Source organism: Gordonia sp. GONU, from assembly GCF_024733855.1.
GTDB classification, from domain to species: domain Bacteria; phylum Actinomycetota; class Actinomycetes; order Mycobacteriales; family Mycobacteriaceae; genus Gordonia; species Gordonia amicalis.
This window is the reverse complement of the sequence record NZ_JANRHB010000008.1, coordinates 16,340-32,508: the sequence shown is the minus strand read 5'-3', so window position 1 is coordinate 32,508 and position 16,169 is coordinate 16,340. Positions and strand designations below refer to the sequence as shown.

The 16,169-nt window shown below is 66.1% G+C and carries 17 protein-coding genes and 1 other RNA gene; 8 read left to right on the top strand and 10 right to left on the bottom strand.

Going from position 1 to position 16,169, the window contains the following annotated elements:
• Positions 1 to 30: 30 nt before the first annotated feature.
• Entirely contained in the window at positions 31 to 756 is a 726-nt protein-coding gene (locus NWF34_RS09845) for a VIT1/CCC1 transporter family protein (protein WP_258324866.1), read from the top strand.
• Here the strand turns inward: NWF34_RS09845 and pgm are convergent, their stop codons facing one another.
• Entirely contained in the window at positions 757 to 2,400 is a 1,644-nt protein-coding gene (gene pgm, locus NWF34_RS09840; RefSeq protein ID WP_258324865.1) for a phosphoglucomutase (alpha-D-glucose-1,6-bisphosphate-dependent), read from the bottom strand.
• A gap of 144 nt (positions 2,401 to 2,544) precedes the next feature.
• Here pgm and NWF34_RS09835 point away from each other — a divergent pair, with 144 nt between their 5' ends.
• Positions 2,545 to 3,195, top strand: a complete 651-nt coding sequence (locus tag NWF34_RS09835) for an alpha/beta fold hydrolase (protein ID WP_258324864.1) — start codon at positions 2,545 to 2,547, stop codon at positions 3,193 to 3,195.
• Positions 3,196 to 3,284: 89 nt separating this feature from the next.
• On the opposite strand, the gene NWF34_RS09830 is transcribed toward NWF34_RS09835, so the two are convergent.
• Complete coding sequence (locus tag NWF34_RS09830; protein ID WP_258324863.1) at positions 3,285 to 5,069, bottom strand: long-chain-acyl-CoA synthetase; 1,785 nt, start codon at positions 5,067 to 5,069, stop codon at positions 3,285 to 3,287.
• A 144-nt stretch (positions 5,070 to 5,213) separates the two neighbouring features.
• Between NWF34_RS09830 and NWF34_RS09825 the strand changes: the two genes are divergently transcribed.
• The 5 genes from NWF34_RS09825 (at position 5,214) to NWF34_RS09805 (ending at position 9,526) form a co-directional block, all read left to right on the top strand.
• Entirely contained in the window at positions 5,214 to 6,455 is a 1,242-nt protein-coding gene (locus tag NWF34_RS09825) for a CaiB/BaiF CoA-transferase family protein (protein ID WP_258324862.1), read from the top strand.
• A gap of 179 nt (positions 6,456 to 6,634) precedes the next feature.
• Positions 6,635 to 7,561 (top strand): metal ABC transporter substrate-binding protein, encoded by a 927-nt coding sequence (locus NWF34_RS09820; RefSeq protein WP_258324861.1) that lies wholly within the window; start codon positions 6,635 to 6,637, stop codon positions 7,559 to 7,561.
• Positions 7,558 to 8,313, top strand: a complete 756-nt coding sequence (locus tag NWF34_RS09815) for a metal ABC transporter ATP-binding protein (RefSeq protein ID WP_258324860.1) — start codon at positions 7,558 to 7,560, stop codon at positions 8,311 to 8,313. Before NWF34_RS09820 ends, NWF34_RS09815 begins: the two co-directional genes overlap by 4 nt.
• The gene (locus NWF34_RS09810) at positions 8,310 to 9,185 is read left to right on the top strand and encodes a metal ABC transporter permease (RefSeq protein ID WP_258324859.1); all 876 of its coding nucleotides are present in this window, start codon (positions 8,310 to 8,312) and stop codon (positions 9,183 to 9,185) included. The genes NWF34_RS09815 and NWF34_RS09810 overlap by 4 nt, the downstream gene beginning before the upstream one ends.
• A gap of 185 nt (positions 9,186 to 9,370) precedes the next feature.
• The gene (locus NWF34_RS09805; RefSeq protein WP_096274988.1) at positions 9,371 to 9,526 is read left to right on the top strand and encodes a DUF6131 family protein; all 156 of its coding nucleotides are present in this window, start codon (positions 9,371 to 9,373) and stop codon (positions 9,524 to 9,526) included.
• A 205-nt stretch (positions 9,527 to 9,731) separates the two neighbouring features.
• On the opposite strand, the gene ssrA is transcribed toward NWF34_RS09805, so the two are convergent.
• Together ssrA and NWF34_RS09795 are read right to left on the bottom strand one after the other, a co-directional pair.
• Positions 9,732 to 10,107: a transfer-messenger RNA gene (gene ssrA / locus NWF34_RS09800) on the bottom strand.
• Positions 10,108 to 10,220: 113 nt separating this feature from the next.
• A complete protein-coding gene (locus NWF34_RS09795) occupies positions 10,221 to 10,772 on the bottom strand; it encodes a TetR/AcrR family transcriptional regulator (RefSeq protein ID WP_258324858.1) in 552 nt (183 codons plus the stop codon).
• A gap of 138 nt (positions 10,773 to 10,910) precedes the next feature.
• On the opposite strand from NWF34_RS09795, the gene NWF34_RS09790 reads away from it, so the two are divergent.
• Positions 10,911 to 11,276 (top strand): hypothetical protein, encoded by a 366-nt coding sequence (locus NWF34_RS09790; RefSeq protein WP_258324857.1) that lies wholly within the window; start codon positions 10,911 to 10,913, stop codon positions 11,274 to 11,276.
• 23 nt (positions 11,277 to 11,299) lie between these two features.
• On the opposite strand, the gene smpB is transcribed toward NWF34_RS09790, so the two are convergent.
• The 6 genes from smpB to prfB all read right to left on the bottom strand — a co-directional run bounded on the left by smpB (position 11,300) and on the right by prfB (position 16,120).
• Complete coding sequence (gene smpB, locus NWF34_RS09785) at positions 11,300 to 11,773, bottom strand: SsrA-binding protein SmpB (RefSeq protein ID WP_258324856.1); 474 nt, start codon at positions 11,771 to 11,773, stop codon at positions 11,300 to 11,302.
• 68 nt (positions 11,774 to 11,841) lie between these two features.
• On the bottom strand, positions 11,842 to 12,750 hold the full coding sequence (gene ftsX, locus NWF34_RS09780; RefSeq protein ID WP_258324855.1) for a permease-like cell division protein FtsX: 909 nt from the start codon (positions 12,748 to 12,750) through the stop codon (positions 11,842 to 11,844).
• Positions 12,751 to 12,805: 55 nt separating this feature from the next.
• Positions 12,806 to 13,492 carry a cell division ATP-binding protein FtsE gene (gene ftsE / locus NWF34_RS09775; RefSeq protein ID WP_006435870.1) on the bottom strand — a complete coding sequence of 229 codons (687 nt, stop codon included), beginning with the start codon at positions 13,490 to 13,492 and terminating at the stop codon, positions 12,806 to 12,808.
• Between the two features lie 101 nt (positions 13,493 to 13,593).
• On the bottom strand, positions 13,594 to 14,046 hold the full coding sequence (locus NWF34_RS09770; protein WP_258324854.1) for a hypothetical protein: 453 nt from the start codon (positions 14,044 to 14,046) through the stop codon (positions 13,594 to 13,596).
• Positions 14,046 to 15,008 (bottom strand): mechanosensitive ion channel family protein, encoded by a 963-nt coding sequence (locus NWF34_RS09765; protein WP_258324853.1) that lies wholly within the window; start codon positions 15,006 to 15,008, stop codon positions 14,046 to 14,048. The genes NWF34_RS09770 and NWF34_RS09765 overlap by 1 nt, the downstream gene beginning before the upstream one ends.
• Positions 15,005 to 16,120 carry a peptide chain release factor 2 gene (gene prfB, locus NWF34_RS09760; RefSeq protein WP_006435867.1) on the bottom strand — a complete coding sequence of 372 codons (1,116 nt, stop codon included), beginning with the start codon at positions 16,118 to 16,120 and terminating at the stop codon, positions 15,005 to 15,007. The genes NWF34_RS09765 and prfB overlap by 4 nt, the downstream gene beginning before the upstream one ends.
• Between the last annotated feature and the right edge of the window lie 49 nt (positions 16,121 to 16,169).

Sequence of the window (16,169 nt, the reverse complement as noted above, 5' to 3'; positions counted from 1 at the left end):
GCCCGGAACGTGCGTCGTTACGCTCGGCGGGTGACGAACAGAGAGCTCGACGAGGACGCGAACCCGATCAGCCATGAGCACGCGGACGTTTCCGGTGGCCGTGTGCGAGCCGCAACCTTCGGGGCGATGGACGGACTGGTCACCAACATCAGCCTCGTCGCCGGTGTCGGTGGCGCCGGTGCGAGCTCACACACCATCGTGTTGTCGGGTGTCGCGGGCCTGATCGCGGGCGCGTTCTCGATGGCTCTCGGCGAATTCACCTCGGTCTCGACGCAGAACGAGCAGCTCGACGCCGAGGTCGCCGTCGAGCGCAACGAGATCGAGAAGAACCCGCACGGCGAGCTCGACGAACTCATCGACATGCTCACCGACATGGGGATGACCGAGTCGACCGCGACCACCGCGGCGAACGAGATCCACGCAGACCCCGAAGGCGCCGTCAACGTTCACATCACCCACGAATTGGGCGTCGCCCCCTCGGACAAGCCGTCCCCGTGGGTGGCCGCCATCTCGTCGTTCATCATGTTCGCGATCGGCGGCATCGTGCCGCTCATCCCCTACCTGCTCGGCTTCTCGTCGCTGATCCTCGGCCTGTCGGTGGGTGCCGTCGGACTCCTCATCGCCGGTGGCGTCGCCGCCTACGTGACCCGCCATCCGATCGTGCGCGGCGCGGTGCGTCAGCTCTGCTTCGGGGTCATCGCCGCCGGCGCCACCTACCTGGTGGGCCTGGCGATCGGCGTCCCCGCGGGCGGCTGATCAGCTCCCGAGTGCGGCGTCGACGACCTGCTGCGCCTCCTTCTGCACCTGCGCGAGATGCTCGGGACCCTTGAAGGACTCGGCGTAGATCTTGTAGACGTCCTCGGTTCCCGACGGCCGTGCCGCGAACCACGCGTTCTCGGTGGTGACCTTCAGGCCGCCGATCGCCGCCCCGTTGCCGGGCGCGGACGTCATGATCGCGGAGATCGGTTCACCGGCGAGTTCGGTGGCCTTCACCTGCTCCGGCGACAGCTTCGACAGCACCGCCTTCTGCTCGCGCGAGGCGGGCGCGTCGATGCGGGCGTAGGCGGTCTCCCCGTACTCCTCCGCGAGCTCGGCGTAGCGCTGCGACGGCGTCTTGCCGGTGACGGCCAGGATCTCCGAGGCGAGCAGCGCCATGATGATGCCGTCCTTGTCGGTCGACCACGGACTGCCGTCGAACATGAGGAACGACGCCCCGGCGCTCTCCTCGCCGCCGAAGGCGACGCGGCCGGACAGCAGCCCGTCGACGAACCACTTGAAGCCGACCGGCACCTCCAGGAGCGGCCGTCCTATTCCGGCGACCACCCGGTCGATCAGCGACGAGGACACCAGCGTCTTGCCGACCGCGGCCTGCGCCGACCACTGCGGGCGATGCGTGAACAGGTAGTCGATGGCCACCGCGAGGTAGTGGTTCGGATTCATCAGGCCGGCGTCGGGGGTGACGATTCCGTGGCGGTCGGAGTCGGCGTCGTTGCCGGTGGCGATGTCGAAAGAGTCGCGCGCGGAGATGAGCGATGCCATCGCGTTCGCCGACGAGCAATCCATCCGGATCTTGCCGTCGGTGTCGAGCGTCATGAACGAGAACGTCGGGTCGACGGTGGGGTTGACGACGGTGAGGTGTTCCAGGTTGTAGCGCAGACCGAGGTGGGCCCAGTACCCGACCGACGCCCCGCCGAGCGGGTCGGCGCCGATGTGGATGTCGGCGTCACGGATGGCCTTCATGTCGACGACGTCGCCGATGCCCTCGATGTAGCCGAGCAGGAACGAGTAGTCCGTCACGTGCTCGCTCGCGCGGGCACGCTCGAACGGGATGCGCCTGACCCCGTCGAGGCGCGACGCGAGCAGTTCGTTCGCGCGTGCCGCGATGACCGACGTGATCGTGGTGTCGGCCGGTCCGCCGGTCGGCGGGTTGTACTTGAATCCGCCGTCGCGGGGCGGGTTGTGCGACGGGGTCACCACGATCCCGTCGGAGAGCACTCCGGGGTTCTCCTTGTTGAACGTCAGGATGGCGCGGCTGACCGCTGGAGTAGGGGTGAACGAGTCGTCTTCGGCGGTGTACACGGACACCTCGTTGGCGGCGAGAACCTCGAGCGCGGTCCGCCACGCCGGAATCGACAAAGCGTGGGTATCGAAACCGATGAACAGCGGACCCGTGATTCCGGCGCCTCGCCGGTATTCGACGATCGCCTGGGTTGTCGCGAGAATGTGCGCCTCGTTGAATGCGGTGTCGAAACTCGAACCGCGATGACCCGACGTCCCGAACACGACCTGCTGCAACGGGTCCGAGGGATCGGGGACGTTGTCGTAATAGGCACGCTCGAGTGCGTCCACGTCGATGAGGTCTTCGGGCAGGGCCAATGTTCCAGCTCGGGAATGTGCCATATTGCGATTCTGCCACCCTGCGCCGAATTCGACTCTCCGACGACACCGATCAGCACGGCTGACGAGAGGCGATCCGTATTCCACCCCGAATCGAATCGCTAGGGTGGAACGATCGCCGACGCGCCGTTGGAGGCCTGCCAGACCATGTTGAACCCCGGCCCACCCGCCATGTTCTCCCCGAGACTGTTCTCGCCGGGACGCGACTCGACGGGCCTCGTCGTCCTGGTGCTGCCCGGCGGCACCGACGACAGCCGCAAGCCGTTCACCCCGTGGCAGGCGTCGGCGCTGCGGATGTATCCGTTCACGTGGTCGCTGCGGCTCCGCTACGGACGGGCGGTGCGCGTGCATCAGGTGCGGTACCGCGTCTACGGCTGGAACGGCGAGGAGAACAGTCCGATGCTGCCGGCGCGCGCCGCTCTCGACGAGATGTGCCGTCGCCACCCGGGCGCCCCCGTGGTGGCGATCGGACATTCGATGGGCGGCCGGGTCGCCGCACAACTGGCGACCGATCGCCGGGTGATCGGCGTCCTGGCGCTCGCCCCGTGGTGGCAGTTCGCCGACTGGCGGCACATCCAGCCCGGGGCCCGCGTGGTGGCGGTCCACGGCGACGCCGACGAACGCACATTCGCCAAGCGGACCCGAAAGGGTATCGACGAGCTGTCGGCTCAGGGCGTCGACGCCGAGTTCATCAACGTCCCCGACGGCGGTCACGCCATGCTCGACCACATCGGTCTGTGGCAGCGCACCGCCCTCGACTTCGTCGGCGAACGGCTCTCCGCGCTGCGTCAGGCCTGACAACCCACGAACCCACCATTGATCACCAAACCCAGCACCCCCATGGGTGGAGGATCTGGCGATCAATGGTGGGTTTACGAGGCGCTCGATCAGGCCGGGCGCCGCGACCCCGACAGTTCCTCGACGAACTCCGGATAGAACTCGACGTAGGTGTCGCCGGAGAGCACGTACATCGGATCGTCGCCAGTCTCGCCGTAGGCCTGCTTGCGCAGTTCGGTGCGCATGTTCTTGAAGGTCGACGTGTGTTCGAGTTGGGGGACGATCCGCACGAACAGCGGCACCGCGTAGCTCGGCAGTCCATCGCGGACGTGCGCGGCGAACCCCGCGGCGTCGAATTCCTGACGGTCGCGGAGACTCACGGCGGCCATCCCGGCCTTGCCGTCTACGCCGGGCACCGGCACGCCGAACACGACGGCCTCTTCGACGGAGTCGTGCGCGTCGAGGACGGCCTCGACCTCGGTGGTGGCGACGTTCTCGCCCTTCCAGCGGAAGGTGTCACCGATCCGGTCGACGAACCCGATGTGGTGGAAACCCTGGTCGCGGACCACGTCGCCGCTGTTGTACCACTGGTCACCCTTCTTCAGGGCGTCGCGGACGATCTTCTTCTCGGTGGCCTTGGGATCGGTGTAACCGTCAAACGGGACACGCGAGTTGATCTGCGCGAGAAGCAGTCCCGTACCGCCCTTGCCGACCTTGCGGACCCGTCCGTCGCCGCTGCGCAACGGCTCGCCGGTCTCTTCGTCGTATTCGACGACGATGTACGGCAGAGGCGAGAATCCGGCGGTCTTCGACAACCCGAAGACATTCACGAAGCCGATGTTTGCCTCGCTGGCGGCATACAGCTCGACGATGCGGTCGATGCCGAAACGCTCGGTGAAGTCGTCCCAGATGTCAGGACGCAGTCCGTTGCCGACGGCGAGCCGCACGCGGTGTGCACGGTCGGTCGGCTTCGGCGGCTGCGCAAGGAGATACCGGCACAGCTCACCGATGTAGCTGAACGCGGTGGCGTCGTTCTCGATGAGTTCGTCGAAGAACCGTGACGCAGAGAACTGCTTGCCGATCGCGAGGCAGGCGCCCGACGCGAGCACCGACGACAGCGAGATCGTGAGCGCGTTGTTGTGGTAGAAGGGCAGCGCCGTGTACATCACGTCGTCACCGCGGAGTCGGATGCCGAGGCCGCCGATACCGTTCATGGCCACCAGCCAGCGGTAGTGGGTCATCTTGCTGGCCTTGGGATATCCGGTGGTTCCGGAGGTGAAGATGTAGATTGCGGTCGACCCGAGCTCGACGGTCTCCGTCGCCGCCGGGTTGACCGGCGAGCACGGCGCGGTCAGTGACGACAGCTTCTCGAAGGTGAATTCCTTTGATGGACGCGCACTCTCCGGCATCGAGTCGAGAGCCTCGACCAGATCCTCCTGGTAGAGAACGACCTTGGCGCCGATCAGACCCAGGCTGTGCTCGAGCACCGCGCCGCGCTGGTGGAAGTTGATCATGCCGCAGATCGCGCCGATCTTGACGATGCCGAGCATGGCGATCACGACGTCGGGGTGGTTCTTCGACAGCACCGCCACCACGTCGCCCTTGCCGACACCTTCCCGGGTCAGGAAGTCGGCGAGCCTGTTGGCGCGGGCGTTGGCCTCGCGGTAGGTGATCGACGAGCCCTCGAAGCGCAGGAAGTCGCGGTCCGGGTACTTGTCGACGGACTGCTGGAAGCGTTTGCCGATCGACATCTTGGTCGTCGGCGGCTTCGGCAGCATCTCCGGCAGCACACGCAGAACGGTCCCGATGTCCTTGCGCAGTGACGCGACCCCCGCCGCCATGTCGGCGAGACGGATGTCGGGCAAGAGCCCGGTCCCCGATGCGTGTTCAACCATTCAAAGCCTCCCCGAGTATGTGTTCGACGACACACACCATAGCGGGAGATCGGCGACGATGAAACGTCGGTAGCGATTCGTTCCAACCGGAAATCGGTCACCTGGTGATGGCGTCGCCGGTTGTGACCCGCCACACTGTCTTCCATGACCGACAACACCGTTGCCGCGCCGGACCGGCCCGCAGCGCCGACCGGACCGCTCGAGGGCGTCACCGTACTCGAGCTGGGCACCCTGATCGCGGGCCCGCATGCCGCCCGACTCCTGGGCGACATGGGCGCCGACGTCATCAAGATCGAGCCGCCGGGCAAGCCCGACCCGATCCGCACCTGGGGCCAGGCCGAGGTCGACGGCCATCGCTTCTACTGGACGGTCCACGGCCGCAACAAGAAGGCGATCACCCTCGACCTGCGCTCCGATCGTGGACGCGAGATCTTCCTCCGCCTCGCCGACCACGCCGACATCGTCGTCGAGAACTTCCGGCCCGGTACCCTCGAGCGCCTGGGCATCGGTCCCGAGGTGCTGTCCGAGCGCAACCCGGGCATTATCGTCGTACGTGTGTCCGGCTACGGCCAGACCGGACCGGATTCGACGCGTGCCGGTTACGCATCCGTCGCCGAAGCGGCGAGCGGCCTACGGTATCTCAACGGTTACCCCGGGCAATTGCCTCCGCGACTGGCACTTTCGCTCGGCGACACCCTCGCCGGGATGTTCGCCGCGCAGGGCGCGTTGGCGGCACTCTACCGCCGTTCGGTGACCGGCAAGGGCCAGGTCGTCGACACGTCGCTCATCGAATCCTGTGTGGCCGTTCAGGAGTCGGCGATCGCGGACTACGACGCCGGTGGCGTGGTGCGCGGACCGTCGGGAACGCGCCTCGACGGCATCGCGCCGTCGAACCTCTACCCCACCAGCGAGGGCACACATGTGATCATCGCGGCCAACCAGGACTCGGTGTTCGCACGCCTCTGTCAGGCGATGGGCCGGCCCGAACTCGCGACCGACGAGCGGTTCGCCGACCACGCCGCCCGCGGTCGCAACCAGGACGAGCTCGACGAACTGATCGGCGAATGGTCGTCGCAGTATTCGCCCGACAAACTCACCGAGGTCCTGAGCGCCGCGGGAGTCGTTGTGGGACCGGTCAACACGGTCGCCGAGGTGGTCGCCGACCCACACCTGCGGGCACGCGGGATGATCGCCGAACACTACGACGAACGGGCGCAGCGCACGGTCCTCGGACCCGGCGTCGTGCCGCAGTTCAGTGACACCCCCGGCGGCATCCGCAACGCCGGACCCCCGGCCCCGGGATGCGACAACGAGACCGTCTACGGCGAGCTGCTGGGGTTGTCGACCGGGGAGCTCGAGGAGTTGCGTGAGGCCGGCGTCATCTGACGCCAGCTGAAATCCACCCCCGAAATCCGCCCCTGGTAGCCTCCCACCGTGGACCCACCGGCGACGATATGTCGCCCACTGCGCTGAGCAGGGCGCCTTTCGGGGGCGGATCTCGGGGATGACGGGATATGCGGGCCACCCAGGTAGAAAGTTCGGGGGCCCGAAACTATAGTGTCGGCATGCCCAAGCTGCATGCCGACCGCCGGCTCCTGCCATTCGGTGCGTTCATCGCTGCGGTCGGCATCCTCATCGCGGGCTGCACGCTGTCGAGTCGGCTGCCCGACGAAAAGGTCGTGCTCACCACGTTCACCGTGCTCGCCGACATCGCGTCGAACGTGGCCGGCGACCGTCTCCGCGTCGAGTCGATCACCAAACCGGGCGCGGAGATCCACGGCTACGAACCGACGCCCGGCGACGTCCGACGCACGGCGACGGCTTCCCTCGTCGTCGACAACGGACTCAACCTCGAGGCCTGGTTCGGGCAGTTCGTCGACGGACTCGACGTCGAGCACGTCGTGGCCAGCGACGGCATCGCACCGATCGACATCGCCTCGGATGCCTATGCGGGCAAACCGAATCCGCATGCATGGATGAGTCCGGTCAACGTCGGCATCTACGTCGACAACCTGGTCGACGCCTTCACCGACCTCGACCCCGAGGGCGCCGAGATCTTCGCGGCGAACGGCGCGTCGTACAAGAAACAGCTACAGCAGGTGCAGAGCGAACTGGTCTCGGCACTCGACGACCTGCCGCCCAACGAACGCGCACTGGTCACCTGCGAAGGCGCCTTCTCCTACCTCGCACGTGACGCCGGGCTCACCGAGCGCTACATCTGGCCGGTCAACGCCGAGCAGCAGGCCACCCCGCAGCAGGTCGCCGCGACCATCGACTTCGTGCGCAAGAACCGGGTGCCGGCCGTCTTCTGCGAGTCGACCGTCTCCGACGCAGCGATGCAGCAGGTCGTCGGCGCCACCGACGCCCGCTTCGGGGGCACCCTGTACGTCGACTCCCTCTCGGAGGCCGACGGCCCGGTGCCCACCTACCTCGACCTGATCCGCCACGACGCCCGGACCATCGTGTCGGGACTGACGGGAGACAACCGATGATCACCTCGCAGGCAATCGAGGTCGACGACGTCACCGTGCGCTACGGGCGAATCCTCGCGCTCGATCACGCCTCGGTGCGGGTGCCGACCGGCCGCGTCTGCGCCCTAATCGGCATGAACGGATCAGGAAAGTCGACGCTGTTCAAGACCATCGTCGGGTCGGTCACCCCGACCACCGGCTCGGTCACCCTCGCGGGCAAGAGCCCGACCGCTGCCCGCAAGTCCGGCCTCGTCGGGTACGTACCGCAGTCCGAGGACATCGACTGGTCGTTCCCGCTGTCGGTACGCGATGTGGTGATGACCGGCCGCTACGGCCATCTCGGCTTCACCCGACGCCCCAAACGCGCCGACCACGACGCCGTCGACGCAGCACTCGCCCGCGTCGAACTCACCGACTACGCCGACCGCCAGATCGGCCAGCTCTCCGGCGGCCAACGCAAGCGCGCCTTCGTCGCCCGCGGCATCGCCCAGGAGGCGTCGATCCTCCTGCTCGATGAGCCGTTCGCCGGCGTCGACAAGCGCACCGAGGCCACGATCACCGCACTCCTGCGTGAACTCGCCGACTCCGGCGTGACGATACTGGTCTCCACTCACGACCTGCAGGTCCTGCCGACGCTCGCGGACGAGGCGATCCTGCTGATGCGCAGGGTCGTCGCCCAGGGCGCTCCGGACGAGGTCATCACCACCGACAATCTCGTGCGCGCCTTCGGACTCGACCCGCTCGAACGCGACCGCCAAGGAGAGGCATCGTGAGCATCGTCGACTACCTCCTCGACCCGTTCGCCTACGCGTTCATGACGCGTGCGCTGTGGGCGACGCTGATCTCGTCGGTGGTGTGCGCCCTGTTGTCCTGCTGGCTGGTGCTCATCGGCTGGTCGCTGATGGGTGACGCGGTCTCCCACGCGGTGCTGCCCGGTGTGGTCCTCGCCTACATCGTCGGAATCCCGTTCGCCATCGGCGCGGCCGTCTTCGGATTCCTCGCGGTGACGATGATCGGCGCGGTCCGCGACGGCGGGCGGGTGAAGGAGGACGCCGCAATCGGCATCGTCTTCACGACGCTGTTCGCGCTCGGCCTGGTCCTGATCTCGGTGACGCCGAGCCAGACCGATCTGAACCACATCATCTTCGGCAATCTGCTCGGCGTCTCGACGTCCGACCTCATCCAGATCGCCATCCTCGGTGCCCTCGTCGCGGTCATCCTTCTGCTCAAGCGCCGCGACTTCACTCTCTACGCCTTCGATCCCACGCACGCCTTCGCCATCGGTCTGAGTCCGAGACTCCTCGGCGCCGCACTCCTCGCCCTACTCGCCCTGACCGCCGTGACCGCCCTGCAGGTCGTCGGCATCGTGCTGGTGGTGGCGATGCTGATCATCCCCGGCGCCACCGCGCAGCTGCTCACCAACCGATTCAGCCGGATGCTCATCATCGCTCCGGCCGCCTCTGCACTGTGCGGCGTCATCGGCCTGTACGTGTCGTACTACCAGGACACCTCGCCCGGCGGCATGGTCGTTCTGGTGCAAGGCATCCTGTTCCTGCTCGTCTTCCTGTTCAGCCCGACCCACGGCGTCATCAGCAAGCGGCGCCGGCATCGAGAGAACACGCTCGCCGACGCGACGGCGGCTTGAGCCGCCGGCCGAGACCGGCCGGCTGTCGAAATCCGCCATATCAATCGGGTGTTGCCCACGTGCCTGCAGGCATGGATCCGACGTCGGGCATCATTTTGCGCACCACCGGATGTGACGGGAGTAACGTGAGAATCGCTTGCAGCAGCGTCGAGCATCCTGCAGTACCGAACTCCGGAGTGTGCGCGGTGATCATCCTCGGAATCATCCTTCTAGTTCTCGGATTCATCTTCGGCATCCCGATCCTGTGGACCCTGGGCATCATCATCGCCGTGATCGGCGTGATCCTGGCGATCCTCGGTGCCACCGGGCGCGCGGTGGGCGGTCGAGCGCACTACTACTGAGGTAGGCACTCGGAGAACCAGCACCAGCCTTTCGCCGAACTCGACGTTAGAGGTCAGCACAGATTCCCGAACTGACCCCACGCTTTTCGAGGTTCGTGGGAAGAGCTGCGGAAGTGACCAGCAAATCCCTACGGTGCCGTTGCGAGTGACGTGTCCAACCGCTGTACGCAAAAGCGCCCCACCTGCGAACAGGTGGGGCGCTTCGCCGTGGAGCTGCCGGGAATTGAACCCGGGTCCTCCGTCGTGTTGGTAGGGCTTCTCCGTGTGCAGTCCGCTATGTCTCTACTTGGATCTCCCGGTCACGCGAACAAGCCGAGATGACGATCCCAGTCGCTGTTTGATGTTCCGTCCTCGCCCGCGACCGGCGAGGACGGTGAGCTCCCTGAGATGATGCCGGCATCCGGATTCGGGAGCACAATCCGGGCCGACAGACTAGCCGTCGCTACTTAGGCAGCGAGGGCGTAGTCGCGCTGATTGGAATCGGCGCTTAATTGGTTGCTGCGACGCTTATACGGTGGTCTCCAGCCTGCACCGACACGCTTCCCCTACCTCGACGCACGTAGTCGAAACCGATCAGCCCCGAGGAGGAACCCGCCGACCGAAGTCAGCGAGTACTTCAGTCTAACAAGTCGGACAGCGGAGTCTATTCCCGGGATTTCGACGGAGCTCGATCAACAGGGAAAACGGAGCTCGATCAACAGGACGACGGGGCGAGCACGAGCGGGGCGTACATCTCGACGACACGGTTCTCCCAGTCGTCGCCCACACTCCCCGACCTGGCCTTTTCGGCCACGAGCGTCCCGACGATCCCGTCGAGCAGGGTGTCCGGGTCCACGGTCGACGCCACGAGACCACGGCCCTTGCCGTCGTCGATGACCGCGGCGAGATCGGCGCGGTGCTTGGACAGCACGGTTCGGAAGATCTCGGTGAACGCGGGATCGGCATCGGTGATCAGCGCCGCCATGCCGCCGAATCCGATGCCGTCGGACACCATGGACGCCGCCTGCCGGACCACCCACCTGAGTCGCTGCTCACCGGACAGATCCTCGTCGGGGGCCGGCAGCGTTCCCACGGCGACGAGCGCGGCGGTCAGCATCTCGTCCCGGTTGCGGTGACGCCGATAGATGGTGGTGCGGGCGACGCCGGAATGAGCTGCGACCGCCTCGATCGTCACCCCGGCCGGACCTTTCGCGCGCAGCAACTCCAGCGCAGCCGTGATGATCTTCGAGCCGCTGTCAGCAGGCACCCGCGGAACCCTTCGTCGTCGAATCCGGTGCTTCAGGAATATCACGCGCCCATCGAGCGCTACATAAAGCGTAGCGCTACAGTCGGTGTATCGATACATGGGATGTAGCGATCAATGTCAAACAAGGAGGTTGGTGGCGTGCACAATGCATCCAGCTCTAAGTCGTACGCATTCGCCGGGTACCTGGTGATGCTTCTCGGATTCCTTTTCCTGGGACTCTTCGTGGTGTCCCTGGCCGGCGGCATCGGTACGCCGTCATGGCCGTTCGGCGTGGCGGTGGCAGTGCTGTTCGCCCTGTCCATCGCAGCTTTCCGGCTGCAGATCGCGCTCAGCAAGCAGCACTCCGACGACATGATCATTTGGTCGGATCCGATGACTCCCCCACTGCGACGTGCCGACGTCGAACAGTACGAGCGGACCTACCGTCGCGCACGGTTGGCAGCCGTCGAGGCCCCCGCGACCGCACCCGCGGACGAGGGCACTCGTCTCTACTGGGCCGCCTGAGGGCTATCTCACCGAAGGTGAGGTCACATCCCCTTCACCCGACGGCCGACCTCACGCTCGACCTCACGCTGCGCGGTCCGCTTGGCGATGTCGTGACGCTTGTCGTGGGCCTGCTTACCGCGGGCCAGCGCCAGCTCGACCTTCACGCGACCATCGCTGAAGTACATCGAGAGCGGCACGAGCGTGAGGTTGCCGTCGCGGATCTTGCCGATCAGGTTGTCGATCTCACGACGATGCATCAGCAGTTTGCGCTTACGCCGAACCGCGTGATTGGTCCACGAGCCCTGGCCGTACTCGGCGATGTGCAGGGCGTGCAGCCAGACCTCGCCGTCGTCGATGGTGGCGAAGGCGTCGACGAGCGACGCCTTTCCGGCGCGCAGGCTCTTCACCTCGGTTCCGACCAGGACGATGCCGGCCTCGTAGACGTCGAGGATGGTGTAGTTGTGCCGCGCCTTGCGGTTCGTCGCAATCACGTTGCGTCCCTTTTCCTTGGGCATCGCGCACTCACCTCCTCGTCGAACCGGTAGTCGTACTGGCCGCGCCACACCGGCAGCAGCGGGTCCGCTCACTCACGGACGTACACACGAAGGGTGACATATGCCGTCGCACCCGCCAACACAATTCCGCCGAGGATCAGCCAGGGCGCCACGAACAGCACGTCGGTCAGCTCGATGCGGGCGAAGAAGCTGACGCCGTACAACTCCTTCAGCGCCGTGTCGAAGAAGAACTTCTTCGCGAGCAGCAGACCGCCGATCGCCAGCAGCGAACCGGCCAGGGCGGACACCACCGCCTCCAGCAGGAACGGCAACTGCGTGTACCACCGCGTCGCGCCCACCAGGCGCATGATCGACACCTCGGTCCGTCTGGTGAAGGCAGCGATCTGAACGGTGTTGATGATCAACAGGATCGCCGCGATGGCGAGCACCGACGCGATCGCGAAGGTCGCGTTCCGCACGCCGTCGAGCACGCTGAAGATACGTTGCACCAGTTTGCGATCGTCCTTGAAAGCATCCACGCCCATGTCTTTTCGGCCCGCGTACTTGGTGAGCACGGCGTCGAACTGTGCCGGGTCGGAGACGCGGACCCGCAACGACGCCGGCAGCGTGCCCTCGACGATGTTCTCGGCGAGGTCGGGGTTGTTGGCGAAGATCTCCTTGGCACGCTTGTAGGCCTCGTCCTTGTCCAGATACGTCACCGAGGTGACCCCTGGCTCGTTCTCGAGTCCCTGGCGCAGCTGCGCACACGGGTTCGCATCACACTGCGGATCGCGTTCGGTGACCTCAGGATTGAGGTAGAACTCCATCTCCACTCGGTCGAGGAAGATCTTCTGGCTCTTGTCGGCCATCTGGATCACCAACAGACCGCCGCCGAACATGCCCAGCGTGATCGCCGTCGTGATGATCATCGCGATGGTCATGGTCGCGTTGCGGCGGAGTCCGTGGAGAACCTCGCTGATGATGAAATTCGCTCGCATGCTTGCTCAGACGTCCTTGGGGGTCGTTGTTGTGTGTCGGGAGTGGGCCGAGCCGTCAGCCGATTCCGTACACACCCTGCGGGTCGTTGCGCACGAGCTGCCCGTTGTCGAATTCGAGGACCCGGCGCCGCATCGCGTCGACGATGTGCCGGTCGTGAGTGGCCATGACCACCGTGGTGCCCCGACGATTGACGCGGTCGAGGACGTCGACGATCTCCTCGCTGGTCTCGGGATCGAGGTTTCCGGTGGGTTCGTCGGCCAGCAGAACGAGCGGGCGGTTGACGATGGCACGGGCGATCGCCACTCGCTGCATCTCGCCGCCGGACAGCTCGTTGGGCATGCGGTCGTGTTTGCCCTCGAGGCCGACGTACTCGAGCACCTCGGGCACCACGCGCTGGACCGTCGACCGCGGGCGACCGATCACCTCGAGCGCGAAGGCGACGTTCTCGGCGACGGTCTTCTTCTGCAGCAGACGGAAGTCCTGGAACACGCAGCCGATCGACTGTCGCAGCTTGGGCACGTCCCGGGCCCGGAGCTTGTTGACGTGGAACTCACCGAGATACACGTCGCCGCTCGTCGGCCGATCCTCCTTGAGCAGCAGTCGGAAGAACGTCGACTTGCCCGATCCGGACGGTCCGATGAGGAACGCGAACTCCCCCTTGTCGACCTCGAAGCTCAAATCCTTCAGAGCCGGCCGAGAGGATGCCTTGTACTGCATCGTGACGTTCTCCAGCTTGATCACGATGAGCCAGTGTAACGACGACGCCTGAGAGTCCGTTCAGGCGCGACACACCACACCGTGAATGTTCCTGACCTGCCCCTTCGGCAGCGGTTGCGTCGACCTCAGCGTGTCGGGACCGGCGTGGTCGGCGTCGGGGCGCCGAACTGCGGTATCTCCACCCCGGGCAGACCCGGGATCGTCGGGCGGGTGGTGGACGGCGTCGACGTGGAGCGTGTACCGCCCTCGGTCCCGCCGTCGATGCCCGGCTCGCTGGTCGACGACCCCGACGGGCTGCCGGACGTGGTTTCGCTGAACGTCGACGGCACCGGTTCCTCATAGACCGGTGTGTCGACGACCTGCGACGTCTTCGGTGCAGGCCGAGGAGGTTCCGGCGCGACCACGCCGTAGCGCTGCGAGGTGTAGCCGTAGAGGACACAACAGACGATGAACACGGCGAACAGGATCGTGGTGCTGATCCGTACCGACGTCCTACCGATGTGCTGATTCCACCGGAACCGGAAGCGACGTCCGTCCTGCGGATCCGACGGCGACGAGCCCTGTGGGGATTCGGCCATCACTCGTCCCCGCCCCGGTCACGCGCGACCTGGTCGGCCAACGTTGCCGGCGGCCCACTCGACGCCTGGACGTCACGTGGGGGCACGTTGATCCCCTCCCGTGCCAGCGCCCGGATGATGTGGACGCGCAATGCCCGACCCACCTCGAACTGTTTGCCGGGGAGGGTTCGCGTCACCATGCGGACGGTGATCGAATCGAGTTCCAGGCTGATGACACCCAGCGACGACGGCGCGTCCAAAAGGAGGTCATGCCACCTCGGCAGCTCGTAGAACTCGCTCCCGACCCGGTCGAGGGTGTCGTTGACGAGACCGATGTCGGCCTCCGAGGGCACCGGCACATCGACCACGGCACGTGCCCAGTCCTTGGAGAGGTTGGTGGCCTTGATGATCTGACCGTTGGGGACGGTGATCACCTCACCCTCGGTGGTGCGGAGCTTGGTCACCCGCAGGGTCACGTCCTCGACGGTTCCCTCGGCCGGGGCGTTGCCGGTGACGGTCAGGTTCACCACGTCGCCGTAGCCGTACTGCTTCTCGGCGACGACGAAGAAGCCGGCCAGGATGTCCTGCACGATGCGCTGCGCGCCGAAACCGAGGGCTGCACCGATGACCGCGGTCGGTCCGGTGAGCCCGCTGAGCGGGATCCCGAACACGCCCAGGATGTGGATGACGACGACGATCGCAATGCCGACGATCAGCGTCCACGCCACCACATCGACCAGCGCCCGACGGTGTTTGGCGTCCTCCGTCTGGACGATGAGGTCGCTGGTGGAGAAGCGCGACTCGACCCGCGTGGCATATTTGCCGGCGAACCACCGGATGACGCGGGCCAGCAGGACCGCACCCAGGATCCAGATCACGATCTCGAGTCCGTTGGTGGCCAGCCAGACATAGACCCGGCCGATGAGGATCTCGGTCGGGGACGGCCCGGCGGCCAGCAGCGCGGCTCCCGGCTGCACGGTCACGCTTCGGCGGACGCCATACGCCAGCGAATGCCGGCTTCGATGAACTTGTCGAGCTCTCCGTCGAGCACGGCCGTCGGGTTGTTGTCCTCCACGCCGGTCCGCAGGTCCTTGACCATCTGGTACGGGTGCAGCACGTAGGAACGCATCTGGTTGCCCCAGCTCGAACCGCCGTCGCCCTTCAGTGCGTCGAGTTCGGCGCGCTCCTCCAGTCGCTTGCGTTCGAGGAGCTTGGCCTGCAGCACCCGCATCGCCGACGCCTTGTTCTGCAGCTGACTCTTCTCGTTCTGACAGGTCACGACGATGCCGGTCGGGATGTGTGTCAGACGCACGGCGGAGTCGGTGGTGTTGACCGACTGACCGCCGGGGCCGGACGAGCGGTAGACGTCGACCTTCACGTCGTTCTCGTCGACGTCGATGTGGTCGGTGGTCTCGACCACCGGCAGCACCTCCACCTCGGCGAACGAGGTCTGGCGGCGGCTCTGGTTGTCGAACGGGCTGATCCGCACGAGGCGGTGGGTGCCCTGCTCGACCGAGAGGGTGCCGTACATGTAGGGCGCCTTGACCGCGAAGGTCGCGGACTTGAGGCCCGCCTCTTCGGCGTAGGAGGTGTCGTAGACCTCGACGCCGTACCCCTTCTGCTCGGCCCAGCGGATGTACATGCGCATCAGCATCTGTGCCCAGTCGGCGGCGTCCACACCACCCGCGCCCGAGCGGATGTTGACCAGTGCCTCGCGGGAGTCGTACTCACCCGCGAGCATCGTCTTGACCTCCATGGCCTCGATGTCGGCGCGCAGGCTCGCCCGCTCGGCATCGGCGTCGGCCAGGGCGGCGGTCTTGTCGTCACCCTCTTCGGCGTCGGCGAGCTCGTAGTGCACGGGCAGGTCGTCGAGGCGCTGACGCAGTTCGGAGACCTTGCGCAGCTCGGACTGGGCGTGCGAGAGCTCGCTGGTGACCTTCTGCGCATGGTCCTGGTCGTTCCACAGGTCGGGATCGGAGGCCTGCATCTCCAGCTCGTCGATGCGACGACGGAGCTCCTCGAGGTCGAGCACCTTTTCCACGGTGGTCAAGGTGGTGTCGAGGGATTCGAGGTCTGCGGTCACGTCGGGATGCACGGTTATCCAGAGTACCGACCGCGGGCCGGGTCAGACAGTGTCAGGCCCC

Coding starts and splice junctions, on each gene's coding strand:
- smpB (WP_258324856.1), bottom strand. CDS start 11,773: ATGCCCAAGGAAAAGGGACGCAACGTGATTGCGACGAACCGCAAGGCG.
- NWF34_RS09770 (WP_258324854.1), bottom strand. CDS start 14,046: ATGGCCGAATCCCCACAGGGCTCGTCGCCGTCGGATCCGCAGGACGGA.
- NWF34_RS09815 (WP_258324860.1), top strand. CDS start 7,558: ATGATCACCTCGCAGGCAATCGAGGTCGACGACGTCACCGTGCGCTAC.
- pgm (WP_258324865.1), bottom strand. CDS start 2,400: ATGGCACATTCCCGAGCTGGAACATTGGCCCTGCCCGAAGACCTCATC.
- NWF34_RS09830 (WP_258324863.1), bottom strand. CDS start 5,069: ATGGTTGAACACGCATCGGGGACCGGGCTCTTGCCCGACATCCGTCTC.
- ftsX (WP_258324855.1), bottom strand. CDS start 12,750: ATGCGAGCGAATTTCATCATCAGCGAGGTTCTCCACGGACTCCGCCGC.
- NWF34_RS09835 (WP_258324864.1), top strand. CDS start 2,545: ATGTTGAACCCCGGCCCACCCGCCATGTTCTCCCCGAGACTGTTCTCG.
- NWF34_RS09825 (WP_258324862.1), top strand. CDS start 5,214: ATGACCGACAACACCGTTGCCGCGCCGGACCGGCCCGCAGCGCCGACC.
- NWF34_RS09820 (WP_258324861.1), top strand. CDS start 6,635: ATGCCCAAGCTGCATGCCGACCGCCGGCTCCTGCCATTCGGTGCGTTC.